The 17122-nt window shown below is 67.6% G+C and carries 14 protein-coding genes; 4 read left to right on the top strand and 10 right to left on the bottom strand.

What is annotated here, in order from left to right:
- Positions 1–342: 342 nt before the first annotated feature.
- From B058_RS0114435 to B058_RS0114470, 8 genes are all read right to left on the bottom strand, one after another.
- Complete coding sequence (locus B058_RS0114435) at positions 343–639, bottom strand: HU family DNA-binding protein (protein ID WP_018509203.1); 297 nt, start codon at positions 637–639, stop codon at positions 343–345.
- A 158-nt stretch (positions 640–797) separates the two neighbouring features.
- Entirely contained in the window at positions 798–2561 is a 1764-nt protein-coding gene (locus tag B058_RS0114440) for a BatD family protein (protein WP_018509204.1), read from the bottom strand.
- The gene (locus tag B058_RS0114445; protein WP_018509205.1) at positions 2558–3463 is read right to left on the bottom strand and encodes a tetratricopeptide repeat protein; all 906 of its coding nucleotides are present in this window, start codon (positions 3461–3463) and stop codon (positions 2558–2560) included. Before B058_RS0114445 ends, B058_RS0114440 begins: the two co-directional genes overlap by 4 nt.
- Positions 3463–4428, bottom strand: a complete 966-nt coding sequence (locus tag B058_RS0114450) for a vWA domain-containing protein (RefSeq protein ID WP_018509206.1) — start codon at positions 4426–4428, stop codon at positions 3463–3465. The genes B058_RS0114445 and B058_RS0114450 overlap by 1 nt, the downstream gene beginning before the upstream one ends.
- Positions 4419–5390 carry a VWA domain-containing protein gene (locus B058_RS0114455; RefSeq protein WP_018509207.1) on the bottom strand — a complete coding sequence of 324 codons (972 nt, stop codon included), beginning with the start codon at positions 5388–5390 and terminating at the stop codon, positions 4419–4421. The genes B058_RS0114450 and B058_RS0114455 overlap by 10 nt, the downstream gene beginning before the upstream one ends.
- On the bottom strand, positions 5387–5839 hold the full coding sequence (locus tag B058_RS0114460; RefSeq protein WP_040724642.1) for a DUF4381 domain-containing protein: 453 nt from the start codon (positions 5837–5839) through the stop codon (positions 5387–5389). Before B058_RS0114460 ends, B058_RS0114455 begins: the two co-directional genes overlap by 4 nt.
- Positions 5836–6738, bottom strand: a complete 903-nt coding sequence (locus tag B058_RS0114465) for a DUF58 domain-containing protein (protein WP_018509209.1) — start codon at positions 6736–6738, stop codon at positions 5836–5838. The genes B058_RS0114460 and B058_RS0114465 overlap by 4 nt, the downstream gene beginning before the upstream one ends.
- A complete protein-coding gene (locus B058_RS0114470) occupies positions 6735–7781 on the bottom strand; it encodes an AAA family ATPase (RefSeq protein ID WP_081616818.1) in 1047 nt (348 codons plus the stop codon). Before B058_RS0114470 ends, B058_RS0114465 begins: the two co-directional genes overlap by 4 nt.
- 111 nt (positions 7782–7892) lie before the next feature.
- On the opposite strand from B058_RS0114470, the gene B058_RS0114475 reads away from it, so the two are divergent.
- Genes B058_RS0114475 through B058_RS0114490 form a run of 4 tightly spaced genes read left to right on the top strand, consistent with a single transcriptional unit; the run spans position 7893 to position 12964 of the window.
- On the top strand, positions 7893–8921 hold the full coding sequence (locus B058_RS0114475) for an HlyD family secretion protein (RefSeq protein WP_018509211.1): 1029 nt from the start codon (positions 7893–7895) through the stop codon (positions 8919–8921).
- 11 nt (positions 8922–8932) lie between these two features.
- On the top strand, positions 8933–10696 hold the full coding sequence (locus B058_RS0114480) for an ATP-binding cassette domain-containing protein (protein WP_018509212.1): 1764 nt from the start codon (positions 8933–8935) through the stop codon (positions 10694–10696).
- Positions 10693–11841, top strand: coding sequence for an ABC transporter permease (locus tag B058_RS0114485; RefSeq protein WP_018509213.1), 1149 nt, complete (start codon positions 10693–10695; stop codon positions 11839–11841). The genes B058_RS0114480 and B058_RS0114485 overlap by 4 nt, the downstream gene beginning before the upstream one ends.
- A gap of 13 nt (positions 11842–11854) precedes the next feature.
- The gene (locus B058_RS0114490) at positions 11855–12964 is read left to right on the top strand and encodes an ABC transporter permease (protein ID WP_018509214.1); all 1110 of its coding nucleotides are present in this window, start codon (positions 11855–11857) and stop codon (positions 12962–12964) included.
- A gap of 15 nt (positions 12965–12979) precedes the next feature.
- Here the strand turns inward: B058_RS0114490 and B058_RS0114495 are convergent, their stop codons facing one another.
- Together B058_RS0114495 and B058_RS0114500 are read right to left on the bottom strand one after the other, a co-directional pair.
- A complete protein-coding gene (locus B058_RS0114495) occupies positions 12980–15187 on the bottom strand; it encodes a two-component system response regulator (protein WP_018509215.1) in 2208 nt (735 codons plus the stop codon).
- A gap of 22 nt (positions 15188–15209) precedes the next feature.
- Complete coding sequence (locus tag B058_RS0114500) at positions 15210–17102, bottom strand: ATP-binding protein (RefSeq protein WP_245539319.1); 1893 nt, start codon at positions 17100–17102, stop codon at positions 15210–15212.
- Positions 17103–17122: the final 20 nt, after the last annotated feature.

Genomic DNA, 17122 nt, shown 5'->3' on the forward strand with positions numbered 1-17122 from the left:
GATGCCAGACGATCTTTGAAAATCCGCGTGTCCTTGGTTCGATTCCGAGACTGGCCACCACTTCCAACGGTTCGCGCTTTTCGCGGGCCGTTTTCATTGAAAATCATCCTGTGTCATCCCGCCAGATACGCCGGGTATTACCAGCGGATTTACATGCGCTACACATCGGTACGGGCAGATCGAATTCGCGGTCCCAGGCAACACCGAATGCGATCAAACCTTGCGCTTGCTGACCCAGTCAACGGGGACGGACGCGGGCTGAAAGGCATAGAGAAGCCGGCCCGTATTGATAGCGGGGATGGCACCACGACGGGCGGCGGCACCCTCCCCGCTTGTGTTACATCACTTCTTTTTCGCGGCTTTCTTACCTGCGACGGCGGTCTTGAAGCCAGCGCCTGCGGTGAAGCGCGGCACTGTCGACGCGGCGATCTTGATCTCGGCGCCGGTTTGCGGGTTGCGGCCAGTACGCGCAGCGCGCTTGGACGACTTGAAGGTGCCGAAGCCGACGAGGGTCACGGTGTCCCCTTTCGCCACGGCCTTGACGACTGCATCAAGGATTGCGTCGAGTGCTCTGCCAGCTGCGGCCTTGCTGATGTCTGCCTCGGTTGCGGCGACTTCGATCAATTCGGATTTGTTCATAAATATCCCTTCGTTGGTTGAGAGAACTAAATACTACAAGCATTCAGGCTTCCTTGGCTTATCTGCAAACAACTTCCCCTTCATCAGCCACACAAAGGGTCAGGTTCTAACCACACCATTCCTGAAGAACGGACAATAGGCGGTATTCGAAAGCAATGCTAGGGGTAGAGGCCGGCCAATCCCGGCGGTGCCGCAGTTCTTCCTTTTGTGTTTTCGTCCAGACGCGTGAGCGTTTCGGCCAGCGGTTTTCCCGTCCACGTTCCGCCGGCATAACAGGCCCGGTCGAGCTGCTTCAGCAAGCTTGTCGATTCGGCATCGTCAAGCCGCTCCGACAAGGCCTGGAGACCCAGCGGCGGATCGCTCGGCCAAGTGGCACGTGCCCAGCCGAGCAGCGTCCGTCGCGCCGCGTGCGGATCGTCATCGTGGCAGGCCTGCCGGAAGGCCTTGCGCGCATCTGCGACGGCAACCGTCGATGTCGGTCTGCTTGCGCCCGGGCTGGATGACGGGCGGCGACGCCGGCTGAACCACCATGCTGTGAGCGTCCCCAGCCAGAGCATGCCCAGAACCAGGCTGAGCCAGTACCCGTGGGTGTTTGCCGGCGCCCGGATCTGTTCGGCGATCGACTTGGACGGACTGGCCGGCAACAGCGGCGTGCCGGCAGTCGGGCCTGCGGACGTGACCGTGGCAGCGACGCCGCCGGAACCGGGCAGGACAAACAAGGTACGCGCCGGCAGCTCGACTTCACGCTGCTGGTTGCGAGTGGTATCCCACCAGTACAGATGCAACGCGGGGATCTGATAACGACCCGAACGGCTGGCGATCAGCGCAATGTCCTGGTCGCGGGTGCCGACGACGCCGTCGCCCTGCACGCCGGTATCCAGCTTGGCTTGGTCGGAGTAGGCCCGCAGGCCGTCCGGCAGTGGCATCAGCACGCTCAGGTCGGGCAGTTGCGAGGCAGTGAGGCCGAGCGCACTGAGATGCACGTGGCGTGTGATGGGGTCGCCGACGTGGAACGGCCCGTTGTCGGGCTGCCAGCTTTCCGCCAGCGTCACCTTCTGCGCAGGCAGCCAGTCGTGCCCGGTTCCGCTCGCAGGACGCGGGCGCACGTCGAGGATCAGCGGGTCGGCCCGGGCCCGTAGCGGCTTGGTGGCATTCATCATGCCCGCGAACGGGTTGCGACCGAATACGTTGCCGAAGAAGGCGTTCGTCCCGAACGGGTCGTTGCCGTTGCGGTCGTCCTGCACCTCGGCATTCAACACCGGGCCGTCGAGGTGTATCTTGCCGCTGCGCTGCGGGAACAGCAGGTATTTGCGCTCGACCACCCGATAGCTGCGGCCGTCGCGCGTGGCGCTGGTCTGGCTGTCCTGGCCCAACTGCTGCACCAGCACGTCGTTGCTCGGTTGCAGTTCGAGGCTGGCCTGATAAAGCGGCTGGTCGGTATAGAGACGAACCGTCAGGGTATCGGCGGCCTGGACGTAGGGCTGTTTCTGGTCGAGCGTCGCGCTGAGGAAGACGTGCGCCGAGCCGCTGGCGGGGACGCTGTCCGGATGGGCAGCGGCCGCGTTTCCGCTTACGATCAGGGTGAGGGCGGGCGTCGTCTCGCCGTCCCACTGCAGGGCCGGCACCTGCAGCGTGCCGCCGTGTTTCGGCATCAGCGTCAGGTTGATTTCGGTCTGCGCCGACATCGTGCCGTTGACGATCTGGATGCTGGAACCCGTACTGCGACCAAGCACGTCGAAGTCCTGCTTGAGCGGGCCGAGGTCGGGCTGCTTCCCCGTCTGGCCGTCGTGTTTGAGTATGAGCTGTACTGCTTCGCCCGGGCCGGCCTGGGTCGGGTCGAGCCAGGCGCTCACCGCGGCGGAAGCGGTCAGGCTGAGGGTGCTGAGTGCTGCAAAAACGAAGAGGCGGCATGGGGTGTTCATGGTTGCGTCCCTTGCTGTCGGATGAGATGTTCGATCATGAATTTGTGCCGCAACAGGCCGCCCGGGTCGTCCGGAATGCGGCGCAGCCATTGTTCCTCGGCGAGCTGGCGTTCGCTGGACGGGCGGGTCGCGGCCTGTGGCGCCTGGAGCGCCTGCGGCTTGGCCAGTCCGGCGGCGGCATCATTGCGGGCCTGGGCGGCGTCGTTCGCGGCCTGACCCTGTTGTGAACCGTTCGCGTCCGTGTTGCGGCGATCGGACGGCTGACCCGGATTGGTCTGATCGGGCTGGGTCTGTCCTTGCTGTGGCTGGCCTTGTCCGGCGGGTTTGGTTTGGGCGCCTCCGGCCTGGTTTCGGTCCTGCTTGCCCGCTTGCGCCGTATTGTTCGAAGACGGCTTCGACACCTCGCCGTTCTGCGTGCCGGAATCCTGTTTCTGCTTGCCCGGATCGCCCTGCTTCTGGGCGTCCTGATTCTTGTTGCCCTGCCGGCTCTGGCCCGAGGCGGATTGCGTCTTGGGTGGCTGCGTCTGCAAGGCCTTGGCCACCAGCTCGCGGTTGTGCCGCGCATCGCGATTGTTCGGATCGCGCGCCAGCGCCGCGTCGTAGGCCTGGATCGCTTCCTGCAGATGGCCTGCGCGCGCCAGGGCATTGCCCCGGTTGTACTGGCCGTCGCTGTCGCCAAAGACAGCGAAATCCTGTGCCGCCTGCAGGAAATTGCCGGCCTGCAGCTCAGCATAGGCCTTGCGGCGCGGGTCCTGAAATAGCCGGGACGCTTCGGCCGGCTTGCCTTGATGCAGGAGTTGCTGGGCGCGCTGGTCGGGCGTACTCCACAGGCTGTCCCAGGTCGGGCTTGCCTGCGCGGCAGCGGCCCACATCAGCAGCCCGGCCAGCCACAGGCCGCGCATCACAGCCACCCCCGCCGCGCCAGCAGGCCGGCAAACAGCAGCAAAAACGGCAACAGCCAGATCCCGCCGTCCAGCCAATGCGCCACGCGGATATCCTGCGCGGCCCGTGTCATGCCGGCACGACTGGCGCGGGCCTGGAGCTCGCCGATCAAAGCGGGCAGGCCGGCCACATCGGCATAGTGTCCGCCGCCCGAGGCGGCCAGTTGCCGTAGCCGGTCGACGTCGGGCGGCCTGGCATTCAACTGGCCCGTCCGGACGAAACCGCCGCCGTGGGCACCGACCACCACGACGCTGACGGCGATGCCGCGCGACCGCAGTTTCCCGGCAGCGTCGAAGGCGGCGGCCGGGTCGGCGAAGCCGTCGGTCAGCACCACCACCTGGCCTGCCTGGCCCCCGCCGTGTGCCAGCAGTTTGCCGGCCTGTTCGAGCGCCGGTGCCAGGTCGTCGCCGCGCGTCGGCATGATGCCCGGGTCGAGCGGCGGCAGCAGGGCGCGTACGGTGGCGACATCGTCGGTCAACGGCGCAACGGTATAGGACTCGTCGCTGAACACCACCAGGCCGACACGGGCATCGTGTGCGGCGTCGAGCAAATCGTCGAGGGCGTAGCGGGCGCGGGTGGCCCGATTCGGCGGCACGTCGGCCGCGTTCATCGAAGGAGACAGGTCGAGCACCAGCACCCAGGCTGCATTGCCGCGATAGGCAGGCGAAGGCGCGCGTTGCCAGCTGGGACCGGCCAGCGCCAGCGCCGCCAGGGTCCAGGCCAGCGCCAGCCAGGGCCACGGAGAGCGCCCGGGTGTGCCGCCACCGTCGAGGCGCAGCGCCGGCAGCAGGTCGGGGTCGATGAGCCGGGCCCAGTCGCCGTCGCGGCCGCGACGCCGGGCGAGCCAGAAGACCAGACTCCAGAGTACGGGCAAGGCCAGTAGCCAGGCCGGCCGCAGGAAGTGAAGCGACTGCATCAGCGCCATGCGCGTCCGCTCCACAGCACGGCCGGCAGGCTCAGCAGCAGCGCCAGCCCCAATGGCCACGCGAACCATTCGTCGCGCGGGCGATACCACTGCTGGCGCGCAGCGCTCGGCTCCAGTTGGTCGATGCGGTCGTAGACCTGTTCGAGGGCGGCGGCATCGGTGGCGCGGAAGTATTCGCCGCCGGTTGTCTTGGCGATGCTTTTCAGCGTGTCCTCGTCCAGGTCGCTGTTGCCGCTGACGCCAAAGAAGCCGTCCTGCGCGGCGGCACCGACGCCGATGGTGTAGATGCGCAGCCCGGCCTGGGCGGCCATCTTGGCGGCTTCCACGGGCGGCATGGCGCCGGCGTTGCTGCTGCCGTCGGTGAGCAGGATCAGTACGGTATCGCCCTGGTGGCCCGATCGGGTCGGGTCCTGCTTGAGCCGCTTGATGGCGAGGCCGATGGCGTCGCCGATCGCCGTCTGCGTGCCCGCCACGCCAATCATGGCCTCGTCGAGAAACTGGTCCACCGTGTTGAGATCGGGAGTGAGCGGCGCCTGCAGATAGGGCCGAGTGCCAAACAGGATGAGACCGACCTGGTCGCCGTGACGGCGGCGGATGAAATCGCCGGCCACTTTCTGCACCACCTGCAGACGAGTTGCGCCACCCGCCATGTCCTGGTTGGCCATGGAACCCGACACGTCGACCGCCAGCAGCAGGCGCCGCCCGGTTGCGGCGACCGCTTCGGGGTCACCCACCCACTGCGGCCGGATGGCGGCGAGGACCAGCAGCAGCCAGACCAGGGCGAACAGCAGTTTGCGCGGGGGCGGGGCCGGATGCCCGGCCGGCAGCGCCGCGCCCGCGACCATGGCGGCGAAGGGCAGGAACAGCGCCGCGCCGTGCGGCTGCGCGGGCGGCAGCCAGCGCGCCAGCAGCCACGGCAACGGCAGGCTCAGCAGCATCCAGGGCCAGGCGACATGGATCACCGGCGGACTCCGAGGAAGCCGCGAACCCCTTTCAGCCAACGGGCGCGATCGGCTGAGACCCGGCTGCCGTAAGCAGCGCGCAGCAGCGCCTGGCCCGCGTCGCCCGCCAAATCCCGGCCACCGTGCGCAACGACGAAGTCCAGCCAGGCCGATCCACTCAGATGCGCTACAGTCTCGCGGCCATGGACGGCGATCGCGTAGCGGCGCATCAGGTGTTCCAGCTCGCCGGCCAGGCGGGCGGCGTCGTTCGGCCCGCTTTCCAGACGCTTGAGCTCGCGCAGAGCGACGCGCCGCAGGCGACCGGCAGGGCGCCGGTACCAGTAGACCCCGGCTGCCGCGACCAGTCCGAGCAGCAATGCCAGTCCCCACCAGCCGGGCGCCAACGGCCACCACCCGGGCGGCGGCGGCGCATGGGCTGGCGCCAGTTGGGACAGCCAGTCGGCATTCATGCCGCCCATGCCGTTTCCCTGAGTAGCGGCGGCAGCGACTCGGCCACGGCATCCGCGGTATCCAGGTGGGTCAGCGGCAAGGCAAGCCGGCAGGCCAGGGCATCCAGCTGCTGGTGCCGCGCCGTCCATCTTTCCTGCCAGGCGTCCCGGCTGCGCGCGCCATCGAGCCACCAGAGCCGGCCAGGCAGGCCGGCACGATACAGGCCGGCGGGCAGGCCATTGCGCTCCAATGGATCGCTCAGTCCCAACAGCCGGCAGTCGCTGTGCGCGCTCAGCGCGGCCAGGGCGGATTCGGTGCGCTCGTCCAGCGCGCTGAAGTCGCTCAGTACCAGCACCAGACTGCCGGGTTGCAGCAACGGCCGCAATCCGGCCAGCAGGGCGTTCAGGTTGTCGGCATTGGGCACGCCGGGCGCCTGCGGCTGCGCCTCGACCAACGCTTCGAGCACCGGCAGCACGCCGGCTTCGCGGCCACGAGGCGGGAAGATGCGTGGCTGATCATGGCCGCTGGCGATCAGGGCGCCAAGGCGGTCGCCGCCCAGCACCGCAACCCAGGCCAGCAGGGCCGCCGACCGCAACAGCAGGGCGGACTTGAACTGGCGGCGGCTGCCGAAATAGAGACCGGGATGCAGGTCCGCCAACAGCCAGACCGGCCGCTCACGTTCCTCGCGAAACAGTTTGGTGTGCGGCCGGCCGCGCCGCGCAGTGACGCGCCAGTCGATGTTGCGGGCGTCGTCGCCGGGCGCGTAGGGCCGCACCTCCTCGAATTCCAGGCCGCGCCCGCGTTGGGCGCTGCGGTGCGAACCCTGCAGTCGCGCGAGTGCGGGGCGGTGCGCGTGCAGGCTGAGACCGCAAGCGGAGCCGCGCAACGCGACCAGTTCCGCCAGATCGGGCAGGCTCACGGGGCGGGCACCTGCTGCAACAATTCGGCCACGCATTGCTGGGCGGTGACGCCGCGCGCCTGCGCGGTGTAGTCGAGCAGCAGCCGGTGGCGCAGGGCATCGGGGGCAATGGCCTGGACATCGTCGGGACTGACGTAGTCGCGCCCGTCGAGCCAGGCCAGTGCACGGGCGCCGCGCTCGATGGCGATCGCCGCGCGCGGGCTAGCGCCCCAGCGCAGCCATTCGGCGAGGCCGGCACTGTACTTTTCCGGGCTGCGCGTGGCCTCGACCAGAGCGGCGATGTATTCCGCCACCGAATCGGCGAGCGCGAGGTCGAGCACGTCGCGGCGCGCGGCGAGGATCGTTTCCTGGCTCAGCCGGCTGGGCGGCGGCGGCAGTTCGCGCGCTTCCCGTGCCTCGCGGCGGGCCAACTCCATGATGCGCAGGGTGGTGGCGCGGTCCGGGTAGTCGACCCGGGTATGCAGCATGAAGCGGTCTAGCTGCGCCTCGGGCAACGGATAGGTGCCTTCGTGCTCGATCGGGTTCTGGGTGGCCATCACCAGGAACAGGCGCGGCAAGGGATAGGTGGCGGCACCGACGCTGATCTGCCGCTCGGCCATCGCTTCGAGCAGCGCGGATTGCACCTTGGCGGGCGCGCGGTTGATCTCATCCGCCAGGATCAAGTTGTGGAACAGCGGGCCGCGCTGGAAATGGAAGCCGCCTTCCTCGGGACGGTAGATGTCGGAGCCGGTGAGGTCGGCCGGCAGCATGTCGGGGGTGAACTGCAGACGCTGGAAGTCGCCTTCCAGACCGTGCGCCAGTGCCTTGATGGAACGGGTCTTGGCGAGACCGGGTGGGCCCTCGACGAGCAGGTGGCCATCCGCCAGCAGGGCCACCAGCAGGCGCTCGACCAGGCTTTCCTGGCCGAGGATCTGGTCGTTGAGATAAGCGCGCAGGCCGTTGAGCGCGGCGAGCGCGGGGCGAGTGACTGAAGCAGTTGCGGCGTCCACGGCATCCTTCCGATCAGGTGTGTTGTTGAGTTGCCTGATAGAGAAACGCGGCATGGCCACGAAGTTCCCGAACGCCTGTCGGCCACGCAAGGACAGGTCGACGCGATCTGCCCTATCATGCTTGGCGAACCAGGCAGACCGGCCGACCCGCTCGAAGGACGTGACATGAAAATTAAAATCATCCTGCTCATCGCCGCAGTCGTCGCCGTGCTTGTCGGCGTCGGCTGGTTCTGCAACGAAGAGGGGCCGCCGCAGAATGAACTGACCCTGCACGGCAACGTGGACATCCGTCAGGTCGAACTGGCTTTCAACGCCAGCGGCCGCATCGTCCAGGTCCTGGCGCAGGAAGGGACGCGTGTGAAAGCCGGGCAATTGCTGGCCAGCCTGGACACCGAGCGGCTGCGCCTCTCGCGCCAGCAGGCCGAGGCGCAAGTAGCCGTCCAGCGCCAGGTGGTGGCGCGCTACCTGGCGGGTTCCCGTCCGGAGGAAATCCGCCAGGCGCGCGCGCAGCGCGACGCGGCCCGGGTGGCCGTGGCGGACGCCCAGGCCTATTACCAGCGCCAGGCTGACCTGGTGGCTCGCAACTTCATCTCGCAGCAGCAGGCGGACAGCGCCCGTTTCGCCCTCGACAAGGCGCGCGACCAGTTGAAGGCGGCCGAGGAAACGCTGCGTCTGGCCGAACTCGGTCCGCGCAAGGAGGACATTGCGGCGGCGAAGGCGACCCTCGCTGCCGACGAGGCAACCGTGGCCGTGCTGCAGCGCGACCTCGACGAAGGCGAACTGCACGCGCCGTCCGACGGCGTGATCCAGAACCGCATCCTGGAACCGGGCGACATGGCCTCGCCGCAGAAACCGGTGTTCACCCTGGCGCTGACCGATCCGGTCTGGGTGCGCACCTGGCTGGCCGAACCCCAACTCGGCCGCGTGCCGGTGGGCGCGCGGGCCTGGGTACAGACCGACAGCCACCCGGACAAGCGCTACCGCGCCTGGGTCGGCTATGTCTCGCCGAGCGCCGAGTTCACCCCCAAGTCGGTCGAGACCACCGAAATCCGTTCCAGCCTGGTCTACCAGACCCGCGTGTTCGTCTGCGAAGGGCAGAGCGAACTGCGCCTGGGCATGCCTGCCACGGTGACGATTCCGCTCGACCAGGCACCGCCGGCGCAGGGCGTCGCCCCTTGCGCGGACGGCAAGTAGGCGGCGCCGTCATGGACGACGCGCCGATCCTGGAGGCGGTTGACCTGACCCGGTCCTTCGCTTCCGGCCACCAGCGCACCCAGGCGCTGGATGGCGTGAGTTTCGCCATCCGCCCCGGCGTGGTGACCGGGCTGATCGGGCCGGACGGGGCGGGCAAGACCACCCTCATGCGCCTAGCGGCCGGGCTGCTGGTTCCCGACGCCGGCCGCATCCGCGCACTCGGCATGGACTCCACCCGCGAGTCCCTCGCGGTGCAGGCCGCGCTCGGCTACATGCCGCAGCGCTTCGGCCTGTACGAGGATCTCAGCGTGCAGGAAAACCTCGACCTCTACGCCGACCTGCAGGGCGTACCCCATACGGCACGCGCCGAACGCTACGACGAACTGATGCACATGACCGGCCTCGGCCCCTTCACCCGCCGCCTGGCCGGGCGCCTGTCCGGCGGCATGAAGCAGAAACTCGGCCTGGCCTGCACCCTGGTACGGGCGCCGCGCCTGCTGCTGCTGGACGAACCCACCGTGGGAGTGGACCCGGTATCGCGTCGCGAACTGTGGAGCATCGTCGACCGCCTGGTGAAGAACGAAGGCATGAGCGTGCTGCTGTCCACCGCCTATCTGGACGAAGCGGAACGCTGCCAGGCCGTGATCCTGCTCGACCGGGGGAAGATCCTCGACCAGGGCCCGCCGGCGACGATCAGCGCGCGCATGACGGGAAGAACCTGGGCCGTCAGCGTCGCCGGACAGCGCCCGCGCGACCTGCAGGCCGGGCTGACGGGCCAGCCTGGCGTGGTAGACGCCCTGGTCCAGGGCGACCACGTGCGCCTGGTGACGCAGACGGCTGACGATCCAGCGCAGCTGATCCGGCTGCCCGGCCTGCAGGACGCCCGCATCGAGGCGGTGCCGCCGCGTTTCGAGGACGGCTTCATCGATCTGCTGCATACCCGCAACGACCCAATGGCCGCCCCGCATGGCGTACCCCGCGTCGACACGCTGCCGCAACGCGCCGATGCGGGCGATACGCCGGTCATCCAGGTGGACGGCCTGCGCCGCCGCTTCGGCAATTTCTGGGCGGTGGACGGGATCAGCTTCGAGGTGCGTCGCGGCGAGATTTTCGGCCTCCTGGGCGCCAACGGCGCCGGCAAGTCCACCACCTTCCGCATGCTCTGCGGCCTCCTGCCTGCCAGCGCCGGCACCCTGCGCGTGGCCGGCCTCGACCTGCGCCATGCGGCGTCCACGGCACGCGGCCGCATCGGCTACATGTCGCAGAAATTCTCCCTCTATGGCAACCTGAGCGTGGCGCAGAACCTCGATTTCTTCGCCAGCGCCTACGGCCTGACGGGCACGATGCGCGAGACACGACGGGACTGGGCGCTGACCGAATTCGAGTTGTCGCCCTACGCCGAACGGCTTTCCGCCGACCTCTCGCTCGGCTACAAGCAGCGCCTGGCGATGGCCTGCGCGCTGATGCACCAGCCGGAGATCCTGTTCCTCGACGAACCGACCTCGGGCGTCGACCCGCTGGCCCGGCGCGAGTTCTGGCTACGCATCAACGCGCTCGCCCGCGCCGGCGTGACGGTGCTGGTGACCACCCATTTCATGGAGGAGGCGGAATACTGTGACCGCCTGGCCATCATGGCCGCCGGCCGCATCCTCGCGATGGACGAACCGGCCGCCATCAAGGCCGGCGCCCGCACGCCCGAGCAACCCGAGCCCAGCATGGAAGACGCCTTCATCCGGCTGGTGGAAGCCGCCGGTGCGGCGAAGGAAGCAGCATGAGCGTCGCGCGGAAACGCCCTCTGCGCGGCGGCGGCCTGATGCGGCTGAAAGGCCTGGTGCACAAGGAATTCCTGCAGATCGTGCGCGACCCGAGCAGTATCGCCATCGCCTTCGTCATGCCGATTTTCCTGCTGGTGCTGTTCGGCTACGGGGTGTCGCTCGATGCCGACCACGTCCCGGTGGCCCTGGTGGCGGAGGCCCCTTCGCCGGATACGGCGGATTTCTTCGCCAGCCTGGAGAGCAGCCATTATTTCGCTCCGTTGCATGCCCGCACGCTTGCCGCGGCGGAGCAGGCGCTACGCGAAGGCCGGGTGAACGCCATCGTGCATCTGCGCGCCAACTTCGCCGAGCAACTGCGGCGATCCGACGGCGCCCCCATTCAGGTCATCGTCAACGGCGTCGACGCCAACACCGCACGGCTCACCCAGGGCTATATCGAGGGCGCCTGGGGCAACTGGCTGGCACGCCGTGCCACAGGCCAGGGACAGGCGCTGGCCACGCCGGTGCAGCTGGAGCAGCGGGTGTGGTTCAACAGCGAACTGCGCAGCCGCAACTATCTGGTGCCGGGCCTGGTGGCCATCATCATGACCCTGATCGGCACCCTGCTCACCGCCCTGGTGATGGCCCGGGAATGGGAGCGCGGCACCCTGGAAGCGCTGCTGGTGACACCGGCCAGCATGACCGAAATCCTGCTGGGCAAGATCATCGCCTACTTCGTGCTGGGCACCGGCGGCATGCTGCTGACCGTGGGCCTTGCAGTGGGGCTGTTCGGCGTGCCGCTGCGCGGCGCGTTCTGGCTGCTGTGGGTGTGCGCCTCGCTGTTCCTGCTCGCGGCCCTGGGCATGGGCCTGGCCATCTCTGCGGTGGCCCGCAACCAGTTCGTGGCGGGGCAGGTCGCCATCATCGGCACCTTCCTGCCCGCCTTCCTGCTGTCCGGTTTCATCTTCGACATCGACAGCATGCCGGCCGTGGTCCAGGGCATCACCCACGTCATCGTCGCGCGCTATTTCGTGTCCATCGTGCAGACCCTGTTCCTCGCCGGCGACGTCTGGTCGGTGGTGCTGCCCAATGCCCTGGCCCTGCTGCTCATGGCGGCAATCTTCCTCGGCATCACCTGGCGCAAATCCCGAAAGCGACTCGAATGACAGGGCACGCGACATGCTGATCCGCCTGCTGGCGCTCATCCACAAGGAATTCCTGGCCCTGCTCAAGGATCCCCGCAGCCGCATGGTGCTGATCGTGCCGCCGATGATCCAGTTGCTGGTGTTCGGTTACGCCGCCACTTTCGACCTCAAGGACATTTCCTACGCCCTCTACAACGAGGATCGCGGCACGGCTTCGCGCGAGTTGGTGGCGGCATTCGACGGCGCGCCCGCTTTCCACCGTGTGTCCACCCTGCATGCCGAAGGCGAGATCGCGCCGCTGGTGGACAAGCGGGCTGTGCTGGTGGTGCTCCACATCGGTCCGCGCTTCAGCGCCGACTTGCAATCGCGCGGCAGCGCACCGGTGCAGGTCATCGTCGACGGCCGCAACTCCAATACCGCCATGATCGCCCTGAACTACGTACGCGCCATCGTGGACGACTTCAACCGGGCATGGATCGCCGCGCACGGCCTGCCAGCCCCGCCGGCCCGCCTGGAAACGCGGGCCTGGTTCAATCCCAACCTGGAAAGCCGCTGGTTCTTCATCCCCGGCATCATCGGCATGCTCACCCTGGTGACCACCATGCTGGTGACGGCGCTGACCGTGGCACGCGAGCGGGAACAGGGTACCTTCGACCAGCTGCTGGTGACGCCGCTGCGGCCCGGCGAGATCCTGCTGGGCAAGGCGTTGCCGGGATTCATTATCGGCATGGTGCAGGGCACGGCGATCCTGCTCATCGCCACGCTGTGGTTCAAGGTTCCGCTGCTGGGCAGTCTGTCCGCGCTCTACGCCGGACTGGCGCTGTTCCTGCTATCCGGGGTGGGAGCCGGACTGCTCATTTCCTCGCTGGCGGTGACCCAGCAGCAAGGTCTGCTGGGCGCCTTCCTGTTCATGGTGCCGGCGGTGATCCTGTCCGGCTTCGCGACGCCCATCGCCAACATGCCGACGGTCGTGCAGACGATCACGCTGATCGACCCGCTGCGTTATTTTCTGGTGATCCTGCGCAAGGTGTTCCTGGAGGGCGCAGGCTTCGACGTGCTGACCGGCCAGCTATGGCCCATGGCGGTGATTGGCCTGGTGTCGCTGAGCCTCGCGAGTTGGCTGTTCCGGCACCGCCTGTACTAGGTCCGCATCCCGGAATCAACCCGCGATCTGATGCTGCGCCTGCGCAAAGCCCCGCGCATGCCGGCCCAGCAGGGTGGTGGCTTCATGGCTGGACATGGCGGCACTGTAGTAATACCCCTGCACTTCGTGGCATTGCATCTGCTGCAGGCTGGCACGCTGGGCCTCGGTTTCGACCCCCTCGGCGACGACGTTCAGATTCATGCCGCGCCCCATGGCGATCATGGCGTTCACGATGGACATGTTCTCTTCCCGCTCGAGGTCCTGCACGAAGGACTGGTCGATCTTCAGTGTGTGGATCGGGAAGCGCGAAAGATATTTGAACGAACTGTAGCCGGTGCCGAAGTCGTCGATGGCCAGCCGGATGCCCGAAGCGGAGAGCCGGCCGAGTTTGATCGCGTTGGCCTCGAAGTCGCGCATCAGCAGGCTCTCGGTGATTTCCAGCTCCATCTGGTGGCCGTCCAGCGAATACACCTGGATGGCACGCATGACGCTGTCGACGAAATCGGGGTTCTCGAGCTGGCGCGCCGAGATGTTCACCGACAGGCGCACCGGCGGCAACCCGGCCTTGCGCCAGTCGGCCATCTGCGCGCTGGCCTGGCGCAGCACCCAGTCGCCGATCGGCACGATGACGCCGGACTCCTCGGCCACCGGGATGAAGTCGGCGGGCGTCAGCAGGCCGCGCTGCGGATGCCACCAGCGCAGCATGGCTTCGAACCCGCGCACCTCGCCGGTCGTGGTGTCGACCTGCGGCTGATAGAACAGCACGAATTCGTTGCGCGCCAGTGCACGGCGCAGGTCGGCCTCGATCTGCATGCGCTCGGAGTAGGGCGCCTGCATGCCGGATTCCCAGAACTGGAGGCGACTGCGGCCCTGCGATTTGGCCTGGTACATGGCGATTTCCGCCTGGCGAATCAGGCTGTCGATCATGTCGCCATCTTCCGGCGCGACGCAGGCGCCGATGCTGACCGAGATATAGATCTCATGGCCCTTGACGTACACCGGCTTGGACAGCACCTGGATGATCTTGCGGCAGATGTGCTCGACGTCGCTGCGCGACACCAGGGTGGGCAACAGCACGGCGAATTCGTCGCCGCCCAGACGCGCCAGCGTGTCGCCCTCGCGCAGACACTGGCGCAGGCGCGCACCGACTGCAAGCAGCAGTTCGTCGCCGATGGTGTGGCCGAGCGAATCGTTGATCACCTTGAAATGGTCGAGGTCGAGGCTCAGCACCGCCAGCGGTTTCTGGTTGCGCTTGGCCTGCGCCAGCATGAGCCCGAGATGGTCGCGGAACAGCGCGCGGTTGGGCAGGCCGGTGAGCAGGTCGTGATAGGCCTGGTAGTGCACGGTTTCCTCGGCCTGCTTGCGCTCGGTGACGTCCTTGGCGACGCCGTAGCTGCCGATGAAGCGTTTCTCGAACGGACTCGCCTCTTCGTCGTACATGCCGGTCGCGGTGAGCTCGACCGACTTGCAGCGGCCGTTCATCAGGCGCGGGCGGCGCAATCCGGGATTGCACTTGAGGCGGATTTCGGTGTTGCGCGCGCTGCGGTCGCCAGCCCGGCGCTCGTTGAACACGTGTTCGGCTCGTGCGATGTCGTCCTCGTGGATGACCAGGCTGTAATGCTGGCCCAGCAGTTCCTCGCTGCGATAGCCAAGCAGGCTTTCGACGCGGTCGTTGACGAAGGTGAAACGGCCGTCGCAATCCAGCGTGTAGATGAAGTCGGGCGAACTGTTGACCAGGAAGCGATGCCACTTCTCCGACTGCTGCAGGCGCTGCAGGATGTGGTTGTTTTCCTTTTCCAGCCGTCGTCGCGTCAGCGTATTGTCGATGCGCCGCAGCAGTTCCTCGGGTTCGTAGGGCTTGCGCACGAAATCGGCGGCGCCACCGCGCAGCGCGCGGATCGCCGCGTCGATGGTGCTGTCGCCCGACACCACGATCACCGGCGTATCGGCGCTGCGGTCGGCGACGAAGCGCAGTACCTCGTTGCCGTTGAGATCCGGCATGCCGAGGTCGAGCAGGATGGCGTCGAACTGCTGCTTGCCGATGGCGATCAGCGCGTCGCAACCGCCGTTGGCGGTCACCACGTCGTAATCACGGGTGGCCAGCAAGCGCGTCAACCCCTCCAGAATCAGCGGCTCGTCGTCCACCACCAGAAGGCGTGGGCGCACCGGAAACGTGCTGACCGTACTGCGTGGCGGGGAGGATTCGATGGGATCGTCTGACACGTGTGTTCTCCTTGAGCGCGGGTTACATAGACCCGTAGCGTGTTGTTGTGAGCGGGGCCTGGCCGTTTTGCAAAGTCGGCAGGCGGATCAGGAAACGGGTTCCCTGCGGTGTACTGGTGCAGCTGAGCTGGCCGTTCAGACGCTCGACCAGGCTGCGGCTGATGGTCAGTCCGAGGCCGGCATGGTCGCCGCCCTTTTCGCTGATCACCGGTTCGAACAAATGCGACGCGACGGCGGCCGGCAGGCCGGGGCCGGTATCGGCCACTTCGATTTCGATCTGACGCTGGCCGTCGGCCGCAACCAGCCGCGTGATGAATTTGAGATGGCCGCCCGTATGCATGGCCTCGACTGCGTTCTTGGCGAGGTTGAACAACACCTGCTTCAGCAGGTCCTTTTGCAGCGGCATCGGCGGCACGTCAGGGTTGAGGTCGATCTGCACGTTGACCTTGTTCGGCGCGAACAGGGTGCCGAGGGCCATGCGCACCAGTTCGGAGACCACGCTGTTGACCGACACCAGTTCGAGCGACGCGGCAGGCACCGCGATTTCTTCGGCCAGCGTAATGCCGCGCACGATACGCGCCACCCGTTCGATTTCGTCGCTGATGATGCCCAGGTCGCGCTGCACGGCCGAATCCGCACCCAGGCGCTCGGACAACAGGTTGACGTAATTGCGCATGATGGTGAGCGGGTTGGCCACCTCATGAACGGCCCGCCGCACCCGGTCGCGCGGAATATCGTCGCTCTGTGCGGCGGGCACAACGGACGGCGGGGCGGCGGGCGGGGCGGCAGCCGGCACGACGGCCGGTCGCAACACTTCGCTGCATTCAGTCAGGGTAAACCGCCACAGCGGCGACAGTCCCAGACCGGGCAGGGCATCGCCTGCCACCAGCACACCCATCTGACCATCGTGCAATGCCAGCGGTTGGCACAGAAAGCGCGCCACGCCCAGCAAACGAGCGATCTGTTCGTCGACCAGCGCGGCATCTGCCTCGCCGCGTTCGAACTGCTGGGGCGCGCTGCGTGCCAGCGCGCGAGGCAGCGCGGAGTGGCCGTCATCCGGAGGGATCGCCAGCGCCCGCAAACCGGCTCCCGCCGGAATCAGCGTGGTCAATCGCAGAGTGCCGTCGACCCCGGGGGCGAAGAGACAGGTATGTTCGATCCCGAACAGAGCGCGCAGGCTGTCCTGCAACAGCCCGAAAGTCTGGCTGGACGACCCGTCCGACTGGCGGAAGTGCCCATGCAGCGCGGACTGGGCCGCCTGGGCGGCATACAGGCGGGCGAGGCGGTCGAATCCGCCGCTGGCCGACTGCGCCACGGCATCGACCAGCCCGAAGCGCTGCGCCAGCTGGCGTACCTGAACCTGGCTGTCGGCCAGCAGTTGAGCGGCTTCGCCCGCGCCCATCTGCAAGGCGGCGAGCGCGGCCCGCACATCCACGCTGTCCACCGCATCGGCACGCGTCGCCAGCTGATAGGCCAGTTGGACGATGCGCACCAGCGGATGGGCGGCGCGCCCGCGCGCCAGCGGTTCGGCGTGATAGCGCACCGCATCGGCCAGCCAGCCGTCGGTGTCGAGCGCCTCCAGCCAGTCGGCCGCATGGGCCGGCGGCATGATGTCCGTGTCGAGATAGTCCGCCAGATTGTGAGCGAGGCCGGCCGTCCAGGCGGCCTCGGCATCCACCGCGCCCGACCGCACGCCCAGGGCCTGCGCCAGATGCGCCACCCCGATCGACTGCCGCCAGCGGCCCACATAGCTCACCTGCGCCGCGCCCGTCGCAACTGGCGCGGCCAATAGCAGTGCGCGCAGCAGGTCCGGCTGCGCGCAGAAATCGACCGGCAGCAATAGCAATCGCAGCGCCAATACGGGATCACAGCGCACGCAGGCGGCGAACTCCGCCTGCGCGGCCTCGCCTCGCATCAGGAGCTCCAGCGCCTCGG

The organism is Thiobacillus thioparus DSM 505 (assembly GCF_000373385.1).
Classification (GTDB): domain Bacteria; phylum Pseudomonadota; class Gammaproteobacteria; order Burkholderiales; family Thiobacillaceae; genus Thiobacillus; species Thiobacillus thioparus.